Origin of the sequence: Labrys sedimenti (assembly GCF_034424805.1) — a bacterium.
In the GTDB taxonomy this organism is placed as follows: Bacteria; Pseudomonadota; Alphaproteobacteria; order Rhizobiales; family Labraceae; genus Labrys; species Labrys sedimenti.
Genome location: NZ_JAXOUF010000017.1, coordinates 29,136 through 50,888, shown reverse-complemented (window position 1 = coordinate 50,888; position 21,753 = coordinate 29,136). Strand labels below are relative to the sequence as shown.

18 protein-coding genes and 1 pseudogene are annotated in these 21,753 nt (G+C 66.2%); 11 read left to right on the top strand and 8 right to left on the bottom strand.

Annotated features, from left to right (window positions below; all coding sequences use genetic code 11):
* Together U1R88_RS28530 and U1R88_RS28525 are read left to right on the top strand one after the other, a co-directional pair.
* A complete protein-coding gene (locus U1R88_RS28530; protein WP_068297898.1) occupies positions 1–369 on the top strand; it encodes a hypothetical protein in 369 nt (122 codons plus the stop codon).
* Positions 366–1,604: an MFS transporter gene (locus U1R88_RS28525; RefSeq protein WP_322434307.1), complete on the top strand. Its 1,239-nt coding sequence runs from the start codon at positions 366–368 to the stop codon at positions 1,602–1,604. The genes U1R88_RS28530 and U1R88_RS28525 overlap by 4 nt, the downstream gene beginning before the upstream one ends.
* Here the strand turns inward: U1R88_RS28525 and U1R88_RS28520 are convergent.
* Positions 1,586–2,797, bottom strand: a complete 1,212-nt coding sequence (locus U1R88_RS28520) for an MFS transporter (protein ID WP_322434306.1) — start codon at positions 2,795–2,797, stop codon at positions 1,586–1,588. The genes U1R88_RS28525 and U1R88_RS28520 overlap by 19 nt on opposite strands.
* Positions 2,798–2,950: 153 nt before the next feature.
* Here U1R88_RS28520 and U1R88_RS28515 point away from each other — a divergent pair, with 153 nt between their 5' ends.
* The 4 genes from U1R88_RS28515 to U1R88_RS28500 are packed head-to-tail and all read left to right on the top strand — an operon-like array spanning position 2,951 to position 9,025.
* On the top strand, positions 2,951–4,741 hold the full coding sequence (locus U1R88_RS28515; protein ID WP_322434305.1) for an IucA/IucC family protein: 1,791 nt from the start codon (positions 2,951–2,953) through the stop codon (positions 4,739–4,741).
* Positions 4,738–5,829 carry a GNAT family N-acetyltransferase gene (locus tag U1R88_RS28510; protein ID WP_322434304.1) on the top strand — a complete coding sequence of 364 codons (1,092 nt, stop codon included), beginning with the start codon at positions 4,738–4,740 and terminating at the stop codon, positions 5,827–5,829. Before U1R88_RS28515 ends, U1R88_RS28510 begins: the two co-directional genes overlap by 4 nt.
* Positions 5,826–7,685: an IucA/IucC family protein gene (locus U1R88_RS28505; RefSeq protein ID WP_322434303.1), complete on the top strand. Its 1,860-nt coding sequence runs from the start codon at positions 5,826–5,828 to the stop codon at positions 7,683–7,685. The genes U1R88_RS28510 and U1R88_RS28505 overlap by 4 nt, the downstream gene beginning before the upstream one ends.
* Positions 7,682–9,025 carry a lysine N(6)-hydroxylase/L-ornithine N(5)-oxygenase family protein gene (locus tag U1R88_RS28500; protein ID WP_322434302.1) on the top strand — a complete coding sequence of 448 codons (1,344 nt, stop codon included), beginning with the start codon at positions 7,682–7,684 and terminating at the stop codon, positions 9,023–9,025. The genes U1R88_RS28505 and U1R88_RS28500 overlap by 4 nt, the downstream gene beginning before the upstream one ends.
* 50 nt (positions 9,026–9,075) lie before the next feature.
* Here U1R88_RS28500 and U1R88_RS28495 read toward each other — a convergent pair whose 3' ends face one another.
* From U1R88_RS28495 to U1R88_RS28475, 5 genes are all read right to left on the bottom strand, one after another.
* Complete coding sequence (locus U1R88_RS28495; RefSeq protein WP_322434301.1) at positions 9,076–10,695, bottom strand: ABC transporter ATP-binding protein; 1,620 nt, start codon at positions 10,693–10,695, stop codon at positions 9,076–9,078.
* Positions 10,692–11,531 (bottom strand): ABC transporter permease, encoded by an 840-nt coding sequence (locus U1R88_RS28490; protein WP_322434300.1) that lies wholly within the window; start codon positions 11,529–11,531, stop codon positions 10,692–10,694. Before U1R88_RS28490 ends, U1R88_RS28495 begins: the two co-directional genes overlap by 4 nt.
* Positions 11,528–12,472, bottom strand: a complete 945-nt coding sequence (locus tag U1R88_RS28485; protein WP_322434358.1) for an ABC transporter permease — start codon at positions 12,470–12,472, stop codon at positions 11,528–11,530. The genes U1R88_RS28490 and U1R88_RS28485 overlap by 4 nt, the downstream gene beginning before the upstream one ends.
* Before the next feature lie 49 nt (positions 12,473–12,521).
* Positions 12,522–14,081 carry an ABC transporter substrate-binding protein gene (locus U1R88_RS28480; protein WP_322434299.1) on the bottom strand — a complete coding sequence of 520 codons (1,560 nt, stop codon included), beginning with the start codon at positions 14,079–14,081 and terminating at the stop codon, positions 12,522–12,524.
* Between the two features lie 69 nt (positions 14,082–14,150).
* A complete protein-coding gene (locus U1R88_RS28475; protein WP_322434298.1) occupies positions 14,151–15,344 on the bottom strand; it encodes a C45 family peptidase in 1,194 nt (397 codons plus the stop codon).
* A gap of 120 nt (positions 15,345–15,464) precedes the next feature.
* Here U1R88_RS28475 and U1R88_RS28470 point away from each other — a divergent pair, with 120 nt between their 5' ends.
* Entirely contained in the window at positions 15,465–16,364 is a 900-nt protein-coding gene (locus U1R88_RS28470) for a GntR family transcriptional regulator (protein ID WP_322434297.1), read from the top strand.
* Positions 16,365–16,479: 115 nt separating this feature from the next.
* The gene (locus U1R88_RS28465) at positions 16,480–18,474 is read left to right on the top strand and encodes a CocE/NonD family hydrolase (protein ID WP_322434296.1); all 1,995 of its coding nucleotides are present in this window, start codon (positions 16,480–16,482) and stop codon (positions 18,472–18,474) included.
* A gap of 179 nt (positions 18,475–18,653) precedes the next feature.
* Here U1R88_RS28465 and U1R88_RS28460 read toward each other — a convergent pair whose 3' ends face one another.
* Both U1R88_RS28460 and gstA read right to left on the bottom strand, forming a co-directional pair.
* Positions 18,654–19,349, bottom strand: a complete 696-nt coding sequence (locus U1R88_RS28460) for a glutathione S-transferase family protein (RefSeq protein WP_322434295.1) — start codon at positions 19,347–19,349, stop codon at positions 18,654–18,656.
* Positions 19,346–19,972 carry a glutathione transferase GstA gene (gstA, locus tag U1R88_RS28455; protein ID WP_068297850.1) on the bottom strand — a complete coding sequence of 209 codons (627 nt, stop codon included), beginning with the start codon at positions 19,970–19,972 and terminating at the stop codon, positions 19,346–19,348. The genes U1R88_RS28460 and gstA overlap by 4 nt, the downstream gene beginning before the upstream one ends.
* A 154-nt stretch (positions 19,973–20,126) precedes the next feature.
* Here gstA and U1R88_RS28450 point away from each other — a divergent pair, with 154 nt between their 5' ends.
* From U1R88_RS28450 to U1R88_RS28440, 3 genes and pseudogenes are all read left to right on the top strand, one after another.
* Entirely contained in the window at positions 20,127–21,062 is a 936-nt protein-coding gene (locus U1R88_RS28450; protein ID WP_322434294.1) for a LysR family transcriptional regulator, read from the top strand.
* A 150-nt stretch (positions 21,063–21,212) separates the two neighbouring features.
* Positions 21,213–21,458: a type II toxin-antitoxin system ParD family antitoxin gene (locus tag U1R88_RS28445; RefSeq protein ID WP_322434293.1), complete on the top strand. Its 246-nt coding sequence runs from the start codon at positions 21,213–21,215 to the stop codon at positions 21,456–21,458.
* Positions 21,439–21,747: pseudogene (locus U1R88_RS28440) on the top strand (type II toxin-antitoxin system RelE/ParE family toxin). Before U1R88_RS28445 ends, U1R88_RS28440 begins: the two are co-directional and overlap by 20 nt.
* Positions 21,748–21,753: the final 6 nt, after the last annotated feature.

Below are 21,753 nucleotides of genomic sequence, written 5' to 3'. Positions count from 1 at the left end.
ATGGTGGAACTCGACAAGCACGGCCCGCTCGTGATCCTGCGCTACCTGCCGCCCTATGGGGACCGGGACGAGCGGGCCTATCTCGACGCGCTGATCGAAATCGGCCGCAACGAGAGCGCCTTTGCCCTGCTGGCTGTTTTCGCCGGCGGCGGCGGGCTCTCCCAGGCCGGCGAGCGCGAGCAGGCGCTCTGGTTCAAGGCGACGCGCGAACGCTTCGAGCGCCACTGCCGTGCGCTCGCCATCGTCCGGCCGGACGCCAATCCGCGCATGATCGAAACCTTCCAGCGCCTGTGGTCGATGCCGCTGACCGCGACGTCCGACGAGCAGGCCGCCAGGCGCTTCATCGCACAGCATATGGAGACGGCATGACGGCGCTCGCCCAGGACATTCCTGCTTCGAGGCCCGGCCGCCTGCGCCTGTTCGCGGTGCTGGGCGGCCTTTACCTGGCCCAGGCCATTCCCTCCTATCTGATCGCGGCCGCCCTGCCTCCCATCATGCGCGAGGCAGGCGTCTCGCGCACGGCGATCGGCTATCTCAGCCTGCTCTTCCTGCCGCTGGTGCTGAAATTCCTGTGGGCGCCGCTGGTCGACCGCGTCAGGCCCTTCGCCCGGGCCCATCGGGCGGGGTGGGTGATCCTCACCCAGCTCGGCGTGATCGCCTCCATCCTGGCGCTGCTGCCGCTCGGCCCGACGCATGTCGGCGGCATCCTGGGCATCGGCCTCGTCACCGCGCTGCTGGTCTCAACCCAGGACATCGCCACCGACGGCTATGCCGCCAAATATCTGGCTCCGGAAGACCGCCCCATCGGCAATGCCATCCAGGGCGGCTCAGTGGCCTTCGGCGTGGTGATCGGCGGCACGCTCGGCCTGGTGCTCTACCACCATGTCGGCTGGGTCGGCATGCTCCTGGTCATCGCCGCCTTCTCGGCCCTGCCGCTGATCGCCGCCTTCGCGATGTGGGAGGCGCCCGCCGCACCCTCCGACCGGCTGACGCGGCCCTCCATCATGGCCTTCCTCCGGCGCCCCGAAATCCGCACGGTGTTGTGGATTGCGCTGATCTACCGGATGAGCGAAGGCCTGGTGAAGGCAATGGAGGGCCCCTATCTCGTCGATGCCGGCGTGCCGCTCGACCGCATCGGCTATCTTTCCGGCATTTCGGCGGCGACGGCGGGACTTGCTGGATCGGCGATTGCTGCTCTCCTGGTCAAGCGCTATGGCACCGCAGCCACGCTCGGCCTGCTCGGCGGCCTGCGCACTTTGTGCTTTGCCCTCTTCGCCGCGCATGCCCTCGGCATCGTCACAGGCGCCTGGCCCCTGTTCGGCGCCGCCGGCTTCCAGACCTTCATCCGCTACATGGAGATCGTCGCGCTCTACAGCCTGTTCATGACGGTGACCTCGTCGGACCAGCCCGGCACCGACTTCACCATCCTGGCCTGCGCCCAGATGGTGGTCTATCTCGTGGGCTCGCTGATCTCGGGCAAGCTCGCCGACCTCATGGGCTATGGCGCGCTCTTCGGCCTCGCCACCGCCCTCTCGGCCATTGCCGTCCTTGCCACCGTGCGGTTGCTGGCGAATGTCGCCCGCCCTCAGGGGGCGACGCCATGATCCCGGGACACCTCCTCATCCTGGGCGCGGTCGTCCAGACGCAGCAAAGCGAGGCAGGTTACGATCGCGATGCCGACGGCCGTGATGAAGGGCAGCTCCGGCGACAAGGCGAAGGCGGCGCCGCCGCAGAGTGCGCCCAGCCCCTGTCCGGCGGCGTGGGTGCTGGCGAGCCAGCCGGCGGCTCCCGCCTGGCGATGCGCCGCGACACGCTGGGCGAGGCAGGCCGTATAGGCGGGCGTCGCCACGGCAAGCCCGATGCCGGCCCAGACCGCACCGGCCGGCACCAGCCAGGGCACGGGTGCCAGGATGATGGCGAGGCACCCCAGCGCGAAGCCGGCAATGCCCCAGCGCATATTGCGCCCGAGCTGGAAGGCAAGGCGCGGCACGAGCAGGATCTGCGTCGCGATCATGGCGACCGCCACCGCGGCATAGGTGGCGCCTCCAAGCCCCGCGGCGGCGACGGCATCAAGGCCGAAGCGGTGCTGCAGGAACAGGCCGAGCACGAGCTGGATCTGGCCGAAGCCGAAGGTCAGTGCAAAACCGACAGCGAGCAGAGGCAGGACACGCCGGATATTGGCACGCCTGCTCGAGCTTTCAGCCTTCTTGGCGATTGGGGGAGCAGCCGGCAGGTTCGGAGCGCAGAGCAGCAGCAGCGGGCTGGCGACCATCATGATGACGGGCACGATGACGCCGGCTCCCGCGCCCAGCGTCACCAGGGAGCCGGCGATGCGACCGACATTCAAGCCGGCGCTGAGATTGGCCAGTGCGGCCGGCCGACGCTCGGTGGCGCTGCGCTGCACGATGGCGGCCTGGGCGTGCGGCATCACGCCGGCAGCACCGACGCTGTAGAGCAGGCGCGAGACCAGCAGGAGTCCGAGCGCGGCCGCGGGCACTCCGACATGGAGCGCCCCCGCAAACAGCCCCTGGCCTACAACCATCAGGCAGGCAAGCCCGGCGAAGAACGGCTTGATCCGCCATGCCGTGCCGTGATGCCCCCAGAGCGGAGCCGCAACCAGGAAGACCAGCGCGCCCAGGAAGGCGACGGCGCCGATCTGCGGCGACGCCAGCCCCGTCCTTTCCGTGACGATCGGCACCAACGCCAGCAGGGCCGACTGCCCGAAGCCCGACGAGGCGGCGATCAGCGCCAGGCGAAGACTGTCCGCACGCGAAACAGAGGCGCTGTCTCCAGCCATGCTTTTCTCCAAACAATTTTCTTGATTCAACTAGAAACAAACTCTAGGGAATTCAATAGTAGTTTTAGAAAAAATGTAGAAGTATTATAAATTGTACAAGTAGCAATTTCCATATCTACTTTGCAATTTGGAGTTCTGCTGAAAAGGAACACCATGAACGCCATCGACCTGATCAGACGATCCATCGACACCGCCCACGACGTCTCCATGCGCGCTTTCCTGAACAGCCTGATGCGCGAATGGCAGGGTTGGACGATGGAACATGAAGACGGCAGCGCCGGAAACGGCCGGCTTCTCGCCCGCTTTCCCCTGCCGCGCCGGGGCGGTCATGTCGCCATCGAAGTGACGCATCGATCGCGGGCGGCCTATCACGGCTTCCGCCCGCCCTTCCTGGAATTCTCGGGCATGGCACCACCGCGCCCGATCAGCTTCCAGGACTTCGTCTTCCTGCTCGCCAGCGAGCCGGACATCGTCGGCAGCGCCGACAAGGACAGGAGCCTGACTTTCCTGTCACGGGTGTTGGACAGCATCAGGAACATCGAGGACGTGGCGGCGCGTGTCCCGTCCCCCGACGCCTATTTCGCCCAGCGCGACCCCAGCTTCGCCGAAGCGGAAGGCTCGCTGCGCTTCGGCCATGCCGTGCATCCCACGCCGCGCAGCCGGGACCAGTTCACCCTGGAGGATTCCCGGCGCTTCGCTCCCGAGTATCGGAGCGGATTCGCCTTGCGCTGGTGGACCGCCGATCCCGCTCTGGTGCTCCAGGACAGTTCGCGTACCGACACCGCTGCCGAGCTCTGCCAGAGCCTGGCCGCCGGGGATCCTGCGATGGATCCGGAGGTCGTGAAGGCCGCGAAGGACCGTATCCTGCTGCCGATGCATCCCTGGCAGGCAGCCCAGCTGGCGCTTGACCCGGCGATTGACGGGCTGTTCCGCCGCGGCCTTCTGAAGGATCTCGGCCATGCCGGCTCCCCCTGGCAGGCCACCTCCTCGCTGCGCGCCATCCATGCCCCCCATGCCGGCTGGATGCTGAAATTCTCGCTCAGCCTGCGCCTCACCAATTCGCGCCGGGTCATCGAAACCCGCGAATGCGAGCGCGGCATCGAGATCGACCGCCTCCTGGCCGGCGAAGTCGGCCAGGCCATCGCCCGTCGTTTCCCGAGCTTCAAGGTGATGGGCGAACCCGCTTTTCTCCTGCTGCAGGATGCCGATGGCAAGGCCTTGCCGCAGACCACGGTGATCCTGCGCGAAAATCCGTTCAAGGGAGCGAGCCAGCCGCCTGCCGCCGTGCTGGCCGCTCTTTGCGAGATCTATCCTGACGGGCATGACAGCGCCCTCGCCGCCCTCATCCGGCGCATTGCCGGGCAGGAGCCGGCCGATCCCGGCGCAGTAGCCCGTCGCTGGTTCCGCCAGTTCCTCGACAAGGTCGTGGCGCCCTTCCTGCAGATCCAGGCCGATATCGGCCTGCTCTTCGGCGCGCATCAGCAGAATATCGTGGTCGAACTCGCCGAAGGCTGGCCGGTGGCCGTGCATTTCCGCGACTGCCAGGGCACCGGCTATATCCGCGAATTCCTGCCCGAGCTCGCCGCGAAGGCGCCCGACAGCCCGATGAAGGCAGGCCATGTCTTCAACTCGGCCGAAGCGGCCCAGCTCGTGGGCTATTACCTCCTCGTCAATTCGGTCTTCGCGGTGATCGGCGCGCTCGGTACCTCACGTCTCGTCGCCGAGGACATCCTGATCGGTGATCTGCGTGCCTTCCTCGAAGAGCTTGCCGCCCTGCCGCTCGCCGACAAGACCTGCCTCACCTATCTCCTCAACGCGCCGACGCTCGGCAGCAAAGGAAACTTCATGATCTGCTTCCGCAACATCAATGAAAACACCGAAGTGACCGATCCTCTCGCCGGCTACGTGCCCCTGCGCAACCCCATTGCGGAGGTCGCGGCATGACCCTGCAGATGAAGATCGATCCCACCGATGTTGCCGTTTCCCCGGCGCCGAGCCGGCACTGGCCTCTCGGTTTTGGCGGCGAGGCTGTCATCGAGAGCCGTTTGCAGGCGGACGGGAGCCTGGAGCTGGTCGCCCAGGCCGGCTCGGCGACGATCGGGCGGGCCGGGCTCCGCCCCCCCGAGGGGGACGGGCCGGGCATCCTTGCCATCCGCCAGCCCGATGCGACCCATCCCGGCGATGTCCATGCCATTGCCATCCTGGTGGAAGCCGCCTTCCAGCTCTTCCCCGCCATGGCCGCCCTGCTCCTGCCCGATGTCGCCTTCAGGCCGGCCCTGCTCCCTCTTGCCGTACAGACGGTGACGGATGAGGAGACGGGCGCCAGCGCCGTGCGCATCGCGCGCGAGCATTTCTACCAGCTACCCTTGCTCTGGCACCGGCCCGAGGGGCTGCGTGCCTTTCCCGAGATCCGCTCCGCCATCGGACCGCAGGACCGCCTGCCGCCCCTGCGGCCGCCGCAGCCGACCGGCACCTTCTACCATCGCTGGATCCCCGAACTGGGGACCACGCTTTCGATACGCGCCATCGACCGCCGCCGCGATCTCAAGCTTTTCCATGGCTGGATGAACCAGCCCCGCGTCGCCTTCTTCTGGGAGCTGGCCCAGAGTGAGGCCGAGCTCGACCGCTATCTCGCCGAGCAGGAAGCCGATCCGCACATCTTCGGCGTGATCGGCAGCCTGGGCGACGAGCCCTCCGGCTATTTCGAATTCTACTGGGCCAAGGAAGACCGGCTCGGCCCCTTCTACGACGCGGAGGACTACGACCGCGGCTGGCACGGCCTGATCGGCAATTCCCGCCACCTCGGCCGCGCCAGGACCGGCACATGGTTCCGCTCGGTGACCCACAGCCTGTTCCTCGACGAGCCGCGCACGCGCCGGGTGGTCGGCGAGCCCCGCGCCTCCCACCAGAAGATGCTGAGCTATTGCGCCCAGACCGCCTATGACAAGGTGAAGGAATTCGACTTCCCGCATAAGCGTGCGGCGCTGGTGTGCTGCCAGCGTGAGCGCTTCTTCCGGGAGGTGGTGCTATGACCCAAGGCACGCCAACCCTTGGACCCCTGCCCGACGGCAGCCCGATCGACGCCGGGCTCTGGCTCTCGTTGAACCGGGCCGTCATCGCCAAGGCGATCAGCGAACTCGCCTTCGAGGAAGGCCTCGCACCCGAGCCCACCAATGCCGAGGGCACCCAGTGGATCCTGCGCTTTGCGGGAGGGCTCGCCTATCGCTTCAAGGCCGTGCGCCGCATCTGGGGCAATCTGTCGATCGATACGGCCAGCCTGATGCGGCAGGACGGCGCCGCCTTGCGCCCGGCCGACGATGCCGCCGGCTTCATGCTCGATGCCCGCGAAACCCTGGATATCGAGCCGGACACGCTGTGCATCTACGCCAAGGAGCTGTTCAGCACCTTGCTGGCGGATGCCCGCATCGCGACCATGGCCGGCTCCGGTGAAAGCGAACATCTGCTGGCCCTGCCGGATGACCAGGTCCAGGCCTATCTCGACGGCCATCCCAAGGCGCCGGCCAGCAAGGGCCGGATCGGCTGGGGCCTCGGCGACTTCTCCCGTTACGCGCCCGAGTTCCAGCCGACCTTCCAGCTGTTCTGGCTGGCCGCGGACCGCAGTCGCTGCCGCCTCAGCCTGGCCGGGGACATCGACGAGGAGGCGCTGCTCGTCGCCTCCCTCGGCGAGAACGAGCGCGAGAGACTGCAGGCCGCCTGCCAGGCGGCGGGCCTCGATCCGGCGCGCTTCATGCTCCTGCCGGTGCATCCCTGGCAGTGGGACAACATGATCGTGGCGCAGTTCGCCGGCGAGATCGCGGCCAGACGCATCGTGCCGCTCGGGCTCTTCGGCGATGCCTACCGTCCCCTGCAGTCGCTGCGCACCCTCGCCAATGCGTCCTCGCCGGCCAAGCTCCACCTCAAGCTCTCGCTCACCATCCTCAACACTTCGGCCTGGCGCGGCGTACCCGGCAAATACATGGCGGTTGGCCCGGCCTTCTCGAACTGGCTCGCCGACAAGACCAGGCAGGATCCCGAGCTCTCCAACGCGCTGGTGCTGCGCGAATGCGCGGGCGCCTTCTATCCCCATCCCCTCTACGAGCGCATTCCCGACGCGCCCTACCAGTTCCGCGAAATGCTGGGCGTGATCTGGCGCGAAAGCCCGGAAGCCGGCCTCGCCGCGGGGCGCCGCCCCCTGATGCTCGGCGCCCTCGTCAAGAGCGACTTTGCCGGCGTGCCGCTCGCGAGCACTCTGATCGCGTCTTCGGGCCTAACGCATGAGGCCTGGCTGGCGCGCCTGTTCGATGCCGTCGTCCTGCCGCTCTACCACTTCCTCTGCCGCTATGGCGTGGGCTTCATCGCCCATGGCCAGAACATCACCGTGCTGCTCGACGGCGCCGTTCCCTGCGGCGTCGCGCTGAAGGACCTTCAGGGCGACGTCGACCTCGTCGACCAGGCATTCCCAGAAGCGGCCGACCTCGCGCCCACCATCCGTGAAGCCCTGCTGAAGCGGCCGGCGGCCCATCTCCTGCAGCACCTGCAGACCGGGCATTTCGCCAGCGTGCTGCGCTTTCTTTCCGATGCGCTCGCAAGCCACGATCGTTTCCCGGAAATCGAGTTCTACGGCGTACTGGCGCGGTGCCTGCGCCTCTATCAGGCACGCCATCCCGATCTCGCGGAACGCTTCGAGCTATTCGACCTCTTCACCCCGAAGGTGCCGCGCATCTGCATCAACCGCGTCCGGCTCGCTATCGGCTATGGCGATGCCAATCGCCGCCCGGTGCCGAGCCTGGGCAGCGAACTCGACAATCCCCTTCATCTCGCCGAACGCGAATCCCGCCCCTTCCGGGACCGCGGTTTCGCCGACAAATCCGCAGGAGTCCAGGCATGACACAGCGCAATCCGCTCGACCTCGCCGGCATCGGCATCGGCCCGTTCAACCTCAGCCTCGCCGCCCAGCTCGATGCCATCGACGGCGTCGAAGCCGCCTTCTTCGAGAAGCGCGAACGCTTCAACTGGCATCCGGGCATGATGCTCCCCGACGTGACGCTGCAGACCTCGTTCCTGAAGGACCTGGTCACGGCCACCAATCCGACCAGCCCATGGAGCTTCATCGCCTATCTCGTCGCGCATCGGCGCTTCTATGACTTCATCAATGCCGAGTTCGCCGACGTGCCGCGCCAGGAATTCGCCAATTACCTGGCCTGGGTCGCCAAGGGCCTGGACAGCCTGCGCTTTGGCGAGGACGTGCAGGCCCTCGATTTCGATGGCCGCAATTTCATCCTGCAGACGGACAACGGCACGGTCGAAGCCCGCAATGTCGCACTCGGCATCGGCCTGCAGCCCTACCAGCCCGACTTCGTACGCAAGCTGACCGGCCAGAACCATTTCCACTCCTCGCGCGCCGCCTTCGAACTCGCTCGTGCCGCGGGCAAGCGCGTGGCGGTGATCGGCGGCGGGCAGAGCGGCGCTGAGATCCTGCTTCATCTGCTGGGAGCGGGCGAAGCTGCGGCTGCATCGGTCGACTGGATCAGCCTGCGCCCGAACTTCCAGCCGCTCGATGCCACACCCTTCACCAACGAATTGTTCACGCCGCACTATGTGCGCAACTTCCACAACCTCGCCGAAGGGCGGCGCCTGTCCACCGTGGAGCGCGAGAAACTGGCGAGCGACGGCGTTTCGGCTTCCACGCTGTCGGAGATCTATCGCCGCCTCTACACGCTGCGCCATATCGAGCGCGGCGGCCCCCAGGCCCGGCTGATGCCGCATCGCGAAGTGCTGGATGTCGAGCAGAACGCCGGCGGCTTCCGGCTGGTGATGCGCAATGGCTTCGACGGCGGCATCGAATTCAGCCAGGCCGACGTGATCGTGCTGGCCACGGGCTATAGCTATCGCCTGCCCGACTGCCTCGCGCCGATCCAGGACCGCATCGCGATCGACGGAACGGGCCGGCTGCGGCTGGATGCCGACTTCTCCGTGAAATGGGACGGCCCGGCCGACAACCGAATCTTCGCGTTGAATGCCGGGCTGATCAGCCATGGCATCGCCGAACCCCAGCTCAGCTTGATGGCGTGGCGCAGCGCGGTAATCGCCAATGCTCTGCTTGGCCAACCTTTTTTCGACGTCGAGCCGCCGGCCTCGCCGCTGGCCTGGTCAACGGGCGGCGACCAGGCGGAGATGGCCGACGCGGAGGTCAAATATTTGCGCCATCCGTCCCATCGCAGTTGCTGACGATGAGACGTATGGCGGCGGCAGCCTGGCAGACCCGGGGCGACAGCGCCTCAGGCCGACATCGCCTGCGGGACGGCCAGGGACGGCGTCGCTTCAAGCAAGGCGCGCGTATAGGCGTGCTGCGGCCGGTCGAAGATCTCGGCGACGCTGCCCTGCTCGACGATCCGGCCGTCCTTCATCACCACGATGCGGTCGGCGACTTGCGAGACGGCCGCCATGTCGTGCGAGATGAAAAGGCAGGCAAAGCCGTGCTTGTCCTGCAGGCGCCGAAACAGCTCGAGCACCTGTTTCTGGATGGTCATGTCAAGCGCCGACACCGGCTCATCGGCGACCACGAAGGCAGGGTTGCGCACCACCGCCCGGGCAATGGCGACGCGCTGGCGCTGGCCGCCCGACAGGGCATGGGGAAGGCGCTGGGCGAAACCGGCGAGTCCCACCTCGGCGAGGATGGCGTCCACCCGCTCGCGCCGCTCCGCCCGGCTGAGCCTGGGTCCATGGGCCAGGGGTTCGGCGACGATATCGCCGATGCGCTGGCGCGGATCGAGCGAGGAATAGGGATCCTGGAAGACGAGCTGGCAATTGAGGCGGAAATCGCGCTGGCGCGCCCGCTCGGCCCCGGCCATCGGCTCGCCACGAAAGGCGACCTCGCCGCCGGCCAAAGGCAGTAGGCCGATCATCGCCCGCCCCAGCGTGGTCTTGCCGGAACCGGAGCCGCCGACCACCGCTACCGCTTCGCCGGGACGCACGGCCAGAGACACGCCGTCGACGGCCAGTTTGGGAGGGGTCGACGAGAACATCCCGCCAGAGCCCGGAAAACGCACGCTGACCTCGCGCGCCTCGATCAGGGCGGGCGCTTCGGGAACCGGCGCGCGGTTGTCCTCGAGCCTGGGCAAGGCATCGAGCAGGGCTCGCGTATAGGCCTGACGCGGACGGGTCAGCACCTCGGCCACGCCGCCCCGTTCGACCAGCTGTCCGCGCTGCAGCACCACGACCTTATCGGCATATTGCGCCACCAGGCCGAGATTGTGGGTGATCAGCAGCACCGCCGTACCCTCGGTCTGGGTGAGTTCCACCATCAGCCGGAGCACTTCGCGCTGCGACAGCGTGTCGAGCGCCGTGGTCGGTTCGTCGGCAATCAGCAATTTCGGCTTCAACAGCATCACCGAGGCCAGCATGATACGCTGGCGCATGCCGCCGGAAAACTGGTGCGGATAGGCGGTCAGGCAGCCCTTGGGATCCTTGATCTGCACCCGCGCCAGCATCTCGCAGGCCAGACGATCCGCCTCGGCCGCCGTGACCTTGCGATGCAGCATCAGGCCTTCGGCAAGCTGGGCTCCGATGGTCATGGCCGGATTGAGCGAGACCATCGGCTCCTGGAAGATCATGCCGATCGAGCCGCCGCGCAACCGGCGCATCGCCTCCGCGCTCAAGCCATCGACATCCCGTCCCTCGAACAAGACCTCGCCAGCGATGCGACGCACCTGCGGGGGTATCAGCCGCAAGGCGGAGCGCGCCGCCATGGTCTTGCCGCTGCCGGATTCGCCGACCAGCGCCACGATTTCTCCAGCCCCGACATCGAAGCCGACGTCGTTGAGGATGCGCAGGCCGCCAGGCCCCTCCATGGTGAGGCCGCGCACACTGAGCAGCGGGTTTGCGATCGTCTCGTTCATCGCTGTCCCTCCATGCGCGGATCGAAGCGGTCGCGGATGGCATCGCCCATCAGATTGATGCCGAGCAGCGTGAAAGCGAGGCACAGGCCGGGCGCGATGCCGAGCCAGGCCGCCCGCTCGATATAGGGCCGGGCCGCCGCCAGCATGTTGCCCCAGCTCGCCATCTCCGGCGGCGCTCCGAGGCCGAGGAAGCTGAGGGAGCTTTCGGACAGGATCACCCAGCCCAGCATCGAGGTCGCCAGCACGATGATCGGCGCCAGGCAGTTGGGCAGCACATGCTTGACCATTGTCTTCCATTCGGAATTGCCGATCACGCGCGAGGCCTCGATGTATTCGCGCTCGCGCACCGACATCACCGTGCCGCGCACTACCCTCAGCACGGAGGGTGTATAGGCGAGGCCGAGAGCCAGCACGATCGCCCCGACGCTGTGGTCGCGCCCGACGATGACGATGACGCCGAGTGCCAACAGCAGGCCGGGAAAGGCCAGCAGGGCGTCGCTGACGACCATCAGGATACGGTCGGCCGTTCCCTTGAGATAGCCGGCGAGGAGACCGAGCGTGGTACCGACCACCACGGCAAAGCCGACAGACAGGCAGGCGATGCCCAGGCTGATCGCCGCCCCGGCCATCACGCCGGAGAGGACGTCGTGGCCATATTTGTCGGTACCGAGCCAATGCGTGGCCGAGGGTGGCTTGAGCAGCGCGGCGAAATGCACCTTCATCGGCGGATAGGGCGTCCAGACCAGCGACAGCAACGCCATCGCCACCACGACGCCGACGAAGACGCTGCCCAGCGCAGCATTGAAGCGAAAACGGGGGATGCGAAGGAAGCTCATGTCGCCGAGACCCTCGGATCGAACAGCGGGTAGCACAGGTCCACCACCAGATTGACCAGCACATAGATCAGCGCCGTCATCAGCAGACAGCCCTGGATGACGGGGTAGTCGCGCGAGAAGATTGAATCCACCATGAGCCGGCCGAGTCCCGGCAGGGTGAACACCGTCTCGAGCACGGCAATGCCGCCGAGCAGATTGCCGAGTGTGAGGCCGATCACGGTCCAGGTCGGCGCGAAGGCATTGGGCAGGACATGCCGCAGCAGCACCCGGCTTTCCTTCAGTCCCTTCGCCCGGGCATGCATGACATATTCGAGCCTGAGCACCTCGATGGCGCTGGCGCGCGACATCCGGGTCAGCACGCCCGTCTCGATCAAAGCGAGCGTGGCGATCGGCAGGATCACATAGAACATGGCCTGGCCGGCATCCTGCGAGAAGGGCACATAGCCTACCACCGGCAGCCACTGCAGCTTGGCGCCGAAGACGAGCAGGAAGATCATGCCCAGCCAGAAGCTCGGGATCGACAAGAGCAGCGTGGCGCTGGAGACGATGGCGAGATCGGCCACCCGATTTTGCTTCCAGGCCGCCAGCAATCCACCCGGCACCGCCAGCAGGGCGGCCAGGAAGACGGCGGCCAGCACGATGATGGCCGAGACCTTGAAGCGATCGACGATCAAGGGCAGCACCGCCTGGCCATTGGTGATGGACTGGCCGAGATCGCCCTGCAGCATGTGCTGGAGCCAGTACCAGAACTGCACGACGATCGGCTTGTCGAGCCCCATGGCGATACGCAGCGCCTCAAGCTGGGCCTCGCTGGCATTGTCGCCGAGCGCGACCTGGGCCGGATCGCCCGGGATCAACCGGACGAGCACGAAAACCATGATGGCAACGAGCAGGAGCGTCGGTATCGCCCACAGGATCCGGCGCACGACATAGAGAGCCAGTGCTTTCATTGCTGAGCTACCTCGCCAGGCGGGGGTGTCGGAGCAGATGCTATTTCAGCGTCACGCCCCATCCCCTGGGCTGGCTGAGAGACCAGACCTCGAAGCCCTCGACATTGGCGCGTGTCGCGCCCTTGGCCGCGGGGTTGTAGACCGCGATCATCGGCACGTCGGTGCGGAACATGTTCTCCATCTGGTCGATCAGCGCCTGCCTCGGGGCCTTGTCGGCGATCTGCGTGCTCTGCTTGAGCAAAGCGAGCGCGGCAGGATTGTCCCAGACCTTGCGCGGCGCCTTGGCCTTGTCGCCGCTGACCATATCGAAGGACAGGGACGGATCGAGCCGGGCCGAATAGGAGAAGGCCGCGGCCTGGTAGTCCCCCTTGGTGTAGTGGTCGAGGAGGGTGGCCCAATCGAGCACTTCGAGCTCGATCTTGATGTCGGCTTCCTCGGCCATCGCCTGCACCAGCACGGCCATGTCATAGAGATATTGATAGTGCTTGGAGGTCAGCATCCGGATCGGCTGGCCCTTGTAGCCTGCCTCGGCCAGCAATTTCCGGGCGGCGGCGAGGTCGCGCTCCGGCATCTTCGCCTCGGGCTCGCCGTAATAGGCCGAGCTGACCGGGATTAGCGACCGGTTCGGCTTGCCCTCGCCTTCGGTGACCGCCTGGACGAGCTGCGGCACGTCGAGCGACAAAGCGAGCGCCTGCCGGATGCGCGGATCCGACAGCAGCGGGTCCTTGGTCTGGAACAGGATGGCGTTGAGCTCCATGGTGGGCTTGCTTTGCACCTTCACATCCGCGTTCGCGCGCAGCTCGGCCATGTCGGAGACGGCGATGTCGGGAATGACGTCGATGCCGCCCGAGAGCAGGGCCGCCTTGGCCGCGGAGGGATCGGGAATGATCATGAAGCGCACGCCGGCGACCTTGGGCGTCTTGTTGCCGGCATAGCCGTCGGGTTTGCCGGGCAAGGGTGCATAGGCATCGTTGCGGGAAAGGTCGATATATTGGCCGGGCACCCAGGCCCCGAACTTGAACGGGCCGGTGCCGACAGGCTTGATCCATTTGCCGTCCGCACCGACGGAGCTACGCGCATAGATGCCGGTGCCGCCGCAATCGACCCGCGCCAGCGTGGTCAGGAACAGGGCCGAGGGTTCGGCCAAAGTGAAGCGCACGGTGAGCGGATCGGGCGCTTCGACGCCGGTGACCTTCATGCGCCCGCTGCCGTCGAATTCCGGCAGGCAGCGCCAATTGTTCTGCGGCGCCATGTAGCGCTGCCAGTCGAACACCACATCCGCCGCGGTCAGCGGCGTACCGTCATGAAAGGTGATGCCCTTGCGCAGCTTGAAGGTGTAACTGCGCCCATCCGCCGACGTCTCCACGCTCTCCGCCAGCATCGGCCCCACCGTGGCATCCTCGCGGAAGGCGACCAGGCCCTCCAGCACATTCATCACCACCGCGTCGGAATTGGCGTCGCGATTGATGCCGGGATCGGTCGAACGGATATCGGCATTGAGCTGGATGCGCAGCACATCCCGCGGCTGGGCCACAGCCGGCGCTACGGCCAGCAGCCCGAAAGCAGCCGCGCCGCAGGCGAGGGTCCAAAAGTTCGTCATGTCAGTTCCCTATGCGATTTGTCGTCGGGATGGTGGGATGAACCGGACGGTCTGCGCCGCCTCGGCGTATCAGGCGGCATGCCGGGGCAGGACGCCGCTGCCCGGCACGTGGATGTTCATGTCGAGGCGATAGGTTTCGAAACTGCGGTTGAGCGCCGGCAGCATCGCCACTTCCATCACGCCGAGAGCAGGCTCCATGGCGATCATGGCGACGGTCGCCGAAAGATTGGTGGAGCCCTCCCGGTGCGGCGGGCGGCAGACGGCCCAAGGCGTTTCAAAATCGTCGAACAGGGCCGCCTTGACATGATCCATGGTGACGGCGCCGAGATGGGGCTCGATCAGCGCCCGCACCCGCAGGTCCCGATAGAGCGAGTCCGGCGTATCGGCAATGCCACGATCGACCAGTTTGGACAAGGCGACCGGGCTCTGGAAATGGTTGGCATGCACGATCAACCCGGCTTGCGGCAGCACCTGGAAGGTCTCGTCGGGGGCGCATTCGAAGTCGATGGCAATGCCGTTGGCCTGGGCCACGATCATGTTGTTGGCAGCCGATTTCGGCGTGGCGTAGACGGCGTGCATGGCCAGGGCCAGGCGCTTCTGCTCCAGGACCTTGCGCCGGATCAGGGCCAGCGGCACGCCGAGCCGGCGATAATCGCGATCCGTTTCCAGATAATTGGCGGTGATGGAGATGCCGGCCGAATTGAAGCCGCTGCGCGCAAGCCCACCTGCCTCGGTGAAGGTAAGGATGTCCGGGCCGTCCTCGCTGCGGATCTTCAGGACGATGGCGGTTTCGGCGCATTCGGCCTTCCAGTCCCAGTTCTGGGCGTGGAGAAGGCGGCCCGAGGCGGTCGCCTGCGGCAGCACGACGGCGCCGGTGCAGCCATCGGCTTCGAGCGGCGCGACGATGCCGTTCTCCCGCATTTCGGCGAGCTTGAGAATTTCGGTGCGGGCATTCAGCAGCACGATGGCCGCATAGGGCAGCTCCGCGCCTTCGGCGATGCCGTGCATTTCATCGATATAGGCCGGGGCGAATTCGCGGATGGTCGGCTCGAAGCGCGAGACCAGCCCCTCCACCTCGTTCCAGGGCAGTTTGGCCGCCTCCAGCTGCGCCGAGTAATGCTCGATGCCGTGCCGGATGCGCGCGGCAGCCTGCTCGCCATATTGCCGGCCCCTTTCCCGCGGAGTACCGGCAACCTCGATCAGGGGAAGCGGCAGGACTCGCGGCTGATAGGAGACCGGGCCATCACCGTTTCGCGAACTCATTTCCACCATCTCCCACTTTGTATGTCTGTGCGATGAAGGCCGAGCCTTCATTGTCGACGCGGGACCTGATACATCAGAATTGAACAGGTTCACGCACTATGAATTGTATTTTGTGATTACATGAAACAATCTGAGCTGGATGTCAAGGAGCCGTCGACCCGCTTGCGGCAGGATCTGCTCGACCGCATCGTCCGCCTGATCCACGACGAGGCGATGCAGCCGGGCGCGCGGCTGAACGAGAATCGCCTCGCCCAGGAGCTCGGTGTCTCCCGCACACCGATCCGGGCCGCCCTCGACCAGCTCGCGGCGGGAGGCTTCGTCGGGCGCCGGCCCAACCGGGGCGTCGAGCTCATCGCCCTGCCGCCACCGCCCGCGCCGCCCCCCTCGCGCAGCACCGACCTCGACGACGAATTGCTGGTGCGCATCGCCCACGACCATGAGCGTCAGAGCCTGCCTCTCGACATTTCGGAAGCCGAGCTGATGAAGCGCTACGGCGTCAGCCGCCAGCGCGTGCGGGACGCCCTCGCCCGGCTCGAAGAGCTCGACATCGTCGAGCGCAAGGCCGGCTATGGCTGGCATTTCGCCGATCTTCTACAGGACGACGGCGCCAATCAGGAAAGCTATCGTTTCCGCATGCTGGTGGAGCCGGCCGCCATTCTCGAGCCCGGCTTCAAGCTGAGGCCGGGATGGGCTGGAGACATGCGCGAACGCCATGCCACGGCCCTGGCCACCGCCCGGGCAGGCCAGTGGAGCGCCTCGGCCAGCATCGCCTTTTTCGAAACCAACGCCGCCTTCCACGAAGGCATCGGCGCCGCATCCGGCAACCGCTATCTCGCTCATGCGGTTCGGCGCCAGTCACGGCTGCGACGCCTGTCGAACTATGACTGGACCTATGGCAGGGACCGCGTCGAAATCTCCTGCCGCGAGCATATGGAGATCCTGGAGAGGCTGGTGGCAGGCGATTTCGAGGTCGCCGCCGCACTGATGCGCCGCCATCTCCAGAATGCAAGTCTGGTATAGAAACATCTCGGGAGCATTATGGCTTTAGTAATCACGAAAGACACAAAATACCCCTGATCGCCCTGCATTCCCCGACCGTGCTATGAGAAACGGTCCAGCCAATTCAGAGTGAACCATGCCCAATCCCGTCCGCACCATCGAACATCTGACGATCGCGATGCCCGACGGCGTCAGGCTGGCGGTTCGCCTGTGGCTGCCGGAAGGAGCGGAGACGAATCCCGTTCCCGCCATCCTGGAATATATCCCCTACCGCAAGCGGGACGGCACGCGTTCGCGCGACGAAGCCATGCATGGCTGGTTCGCGGCGCATGGCTACGCCGCCATCCGCGTCGACATGCGCGGGTCGGGCGACAGCGAAGGCCTGCTCGACGACGAATACCTGCCCCTGGAACAGGAGGATGCCTGCGCCGTGATCGCCTGGATCGCGCAGCAATCCTGGTGCGACGGCAAGGTCGGCATGATCGGCAAGAGCTGGGGCGGCTTCAACGCCCTGCAGGTCGCCGCGCGCCGGCCGCCGGCCCTGAAGGCGGTGATCAGCGTGTGCTCCACCGACGACCGCTATGCCGACGACGTGCATTTCATGGGCGGCGCCCTGCTGGCGGACAATCTGTGGTGGGGCTCGGCGATGATGGCCTGGCAGGCCTTGCCGCCGACGCCCTCGCTCCATGGCGAGGGCTGGCGCGAAGCGTGGGAGCAGCGCCTCGACCACCTGCCTTTCTTTCCGGCGATCTGGGCCAGCGAACAGCATCGCAACGCATATTGGCGCCAGGGCTCGGTCTGCGAGGACTGGTCCGCCATCGCGGTACCGGTCTTCGCTGTCGGCGGCTGGGCGGATGCCTATTCCAATGCGATCCCGCGCCTGCTCGAGCATTTGCCGGGCCCGCGGCTCGGCCTGATTGGGCCCTGGGCCCATCATTACCCGCATCAGGGCCTGCCTGGCCCCGCAATCGGCTTCCTGGAGGAGGCACTGCGCTGGTGGGATCACTGGCTCAAGGGGCAGGACAACGGCATCATGAACGAACCGATGCTGCGGGCCTATATGCAGGAACGCGGCACCTCGGACGAGGGCCGCAACGGCCGCTGGATCGGCGAGGCATCCTGGCCCTCGCGCCTGATCACCCGGCGGCCGATGTTCCTCTCGCCCGGCCAGCTCTGGTGGCGGCCGGCACCCGCCGCGGAGCTTGCCATCCGCTCGCCGCTGTGGTGCGGCGCCGGCGGCGGCGAATGGATGAGTTCCGGCCTGCCGGGCGAAGCGCCCGCCGATCAGCGCCTCGATGACGGCCTGTCCCTCGTCTTCGATTCCAAGGAGCTCGCCGACCGTACCGAAATCCTCGGCGCGCCAGAGCTGGTGCTGGAAATCGCTTCGGACCAGCCCACGGCGCAGATCCATGCGCGGCTGTGCGACGTCGCGCCGGACGGCTCCTCGGAGCGCGTCTCCTACGCCATCCTCAACCTCACCCATCGGGATGGCCACGCCGAACCCAGGCCCCTGACGCCCGGCGAGTTCGAGACGGTCCGGATCAGGCTCAACGACTGCGCCCATGCCTTCGTCGCCGGCAACCGCATTCGCCTGTCGATTGCAACCTCGGCCTGGCCCATGGCCTGGCCCGCGCGCAACCAGGCGGCCCTGACGGTCCGTACCGGCGAGGCCGCCCTGATCCTGCCGGTGCGCCGGCCGCGGCGCGAGGATGCCGCCCTCGCCTTCCCGCCCGTCAGCATGGCCGAAACCGGCCCGGTCCGTTCGAGCCGCCCGGCCCAGGCCGAGCGCAGTTTCAGCCTCGATCTCATCGAAGGCACGGCCCGTCTCGTGGTCGACGGCGACGCCTTCGGCTCCGCGCCGATGCGTTTTGAGGAAATCGCCACCGATTTCGCCCATAGACTGCGCCGGGAATTCTCGATCCGTGACGGCGAACCGCATAGCGCCTGCCAGACGGTGACGCATCATTGCACGCTCACCTGCGACGGCATCGAGTTCCGCATCGAGGCCGAGGCCCGCATGATCGCCGATGACGAGAATTTCGAGATCAGCGCCCGGGTCCGCGCCCTGCAGGACTGGGTCGAAATCGCCGATCGCAGCTTCCACGAGGTGATCCCGCGCCGGCTGGTGTGAGCAAGCGGGGCGCAGCGGTGTTTTCCAATTTCGCCATGCTGATGGCTCTGTCATCCCCGGCCGAGCATGGCGAGGGGAAGGGGCTCCAGGGGCCGTAGATCGCGTTCAGAGCCCCTGGATCCCCTTCCCTCGGCCTTCGGCCTCGCCGGAGATGACAGACTCACCTCCCATCGCTCGCTTCACGCCGCCAGTTTCAGCAGGAAGGCATCGTGGCGGACGAGGAAGGCGCGCAGGCGATCGGGATAGTCGGGCGTAACAGCCGCGCGCACGCTGGGGCGGACCGACAGGGCCTGTCGCCAGGCTCGCACACGCGGCAACCCTGCGAAAACAGCGATATCGGCGAGGGTATCGAACAGGTCGAAATAGCGGAAGATCGGCGCATGGACGGCGTCGACCAGGCCGAAGGCTTCGCCGGCGAAATAAGGACCGTTGCCCAGCACCTCCTCCACCCGGGCAAACTTGTCTGCAATCCTGGCACGTGCACGCTCGTAACCCGTCGCATCGGTGGCCGTCTCCAGGCCCCAGAGATCGGCGAGGATGGCAGACCCGAACTCCATCCATCCCCGATGCCGGGCTCGCTCCAGCGGATCGGCGGGATGCAGCTTGGGGCCTTCCACGGTTTCCTCGACGAATTCGCAGATGACGTTGCTCTCGAACAGCACGGCCTGTGGCTGCTCCATCCGCTCCACCAGCAGCAAAGGCACCTTGCCGAGCGGGGATAGAGCCGTGAACCAGTCGGGCTTGGCCACAAGATCGATGAAGCGCCGTTCGAACGGCGCTCCCTTCTCCATCAGCGCGATCGCCGCGCGCTGCACATAGGGGCAGAGGTGGTGGCTGACGAGCGTCAGCCCGGCGGGGTGGGACTGGGTGCTCATGCCGCCACCTTCATGCCTTCCGCCTGCATGGCGGCCTGCACGGCGGGACGAGCCCCGACGCGAGCCATGAAGGCACGGATCGCCGGGAACGGTGCGAGGTCCACCTTGGTGTAGGGCGACCAGCCGACGATGGTGAAGAGATAGGCATCGGCGGCGGTGAAGGTCCCGCCCAGCAGGAAAGGACCACCTTCGCCCAGATGATGCTCGACGGTCGCGAGGCGCTCGGCGATCTTGATGCGGGCGACGTCCTGGGCCTGCGTGCCATATTCGGGATGGAACAGCCACGGGCTGTACATCTTGTGCAGTTCCGAGGCGATGAAGTTGAGCCAGGACTGCAAGCGGGCACGTTCGACCGTGCCTGCGGCCGGGGCGAGGCCGCTCTGAGGCTCGAGATCGGCGAGATATTGGCTGATCGCCGCGCCCTCGGTCAGCACCGATCCGTCGTCGAGCCGCAACGCCGGCACGTAATGGTTGGGATTGACGCTGGTATAGTCCACGCCCTGCTCGGTCACATGCGGCGTCTTGCGCAGGTCGACGCGTTCGAGCTCGAGCGCAATCCCGGCCTCCTTCGCCACAATATGAGGGGCGAGCGAGCAGGTACCGGTGGCATAATAGAGTTTCATGTTCCATTTCCTTTCAGTCGAAGCAATCGTCCATCGGCTGAGCCGAACGGCGGATCGACTGGAAGGTTAGGACAATGCAACGGCGCATGACTAATTGGCTTTTCACCAGTCGCACTTGCGTGACTGCAAGCACCTGAGATGCTATGCAGGCGGCATGGACGACTGGAACGAATTGCGCCTGGTGCTGGCGATCCAGCGCGCCGGCAGCCTCACGGCAGCGGCGAAGGCCCTGACGATCGATCACTCGACGGCCTTCAGACGCCTCAACGCCCTGGAAGCGCGCCTGGATCTGCGCCTGTTCGAGCGGCTGCCCGGAGGCCTCTACCAGGCGACGGCCGCAGGCGAGCGCATGGCCGTTGCCGCCGAGCGCATGGAGGACGAGGCGCTGGCCCTCGACCGCGACATCACCGGCCGTGACCACCGCCTTTCCGGCCGGCTGCGCGTCACCTCCTCGGAAACCCTCGCCTATAGCCGGCTGACCCAACACCTCGCCGGCTTCCGCCAGGCCCATCCGGGCATCGTCGTCGAGCTGGCCATCGACAACCGCGTGCTCAGCCTGTCGCGCCGCGAGGCCGACATCGCCTTCCGGCCGGTGCGGCCGAGGGAAGGCGATCTATGGGGCAGGAAGCTCGCCGGCATGGCCTGGACCTTCTATGGCGTCCCGGCGCTCGTGGCAGCCAATGGTGGGCCGGCGTCCGCCGTCGCGGACCTCGACGGCCAGACCTTCGTCGGCTGGCAGGAGGCCACGGCTGGCATCCGGGCCGCCGATTGGCTGGCGCGACACCTGCCGGCTGACGCCGTCGCCTATCGTTCGAACAGCCTGGTCAACCAGGCAGTCGCCGCCAAGGCCGGCCTCGGCCTTGCCCTGCTACCCTGCTATCTCGGCGACAGCGATCCGGGCCTCATCCGAGCCCTCGCCGAACCGATGCCTGAACTGACGGGCGAATTGTGGATCGTCACCCATGGCGACCTCAAGAACACGGCCCGCATCCGTGCCTTCTTCGATCTCGTCGGCAATGGCCTGGCCGCCGAGAAACGCTTGTTCGAGGGTCATGGCGTTCCAGCCGTGGCAGGTACGGTCAGGACATAGAGGAGCAAAACCTCTTGCACAGTCCCGTGCCGAATAAACCTTACCCTGCCGCTGGCTCGGTCTTGCGCCTCGGTGTCAGCCAGGGAACTGTGATTGACGTGGCATAGTACCAATAAATGGTATATATTGGTACTAACTTGAGGAACGAACATGCAGCGCAACACCTCGGTCTCCTTGGGAGATCACTTCGTGACCTTCATAGACAAACAGGTCGGCTCGGGCCGTTACGGGTCTGCGAGTGATGTCGTACGTGCCGGGCTGCGTCTGCTCGAAGAGCAGGAAATGCGACTTCAAGCCCTGCGCGACGCTCTGATCGCCGGCGAGGAGTCCGGACCTCCCAAACCATTCGACGGTGAGGCCTTCCTCAAACGGTTGCATGACAAGCATGCCGGATAGAGTCAGCCGCTATCGCCTCACGCCTCTGGCCGAAAGCGATCTCGAGGAAATCTGGCTTTATACGCTCCGAACGTGGTCTCGCGAGCAGGCCGACAGCTATTTTCACACACTTGTGGCAGCCTTCGAGGGGCTGGCCGCCGGCACAAAAACCGGCCGCCTCGTTGAGATCTGAGAAGGTTATCTAAAATACAATATCGGCTCGCATATCGTATTCTATCGCCAAGCGGGGCAAACCATCGACATTATCCGCATATTGCATCAGCGCATGGATATCGGCCGGCAGCTGTAGATAAAT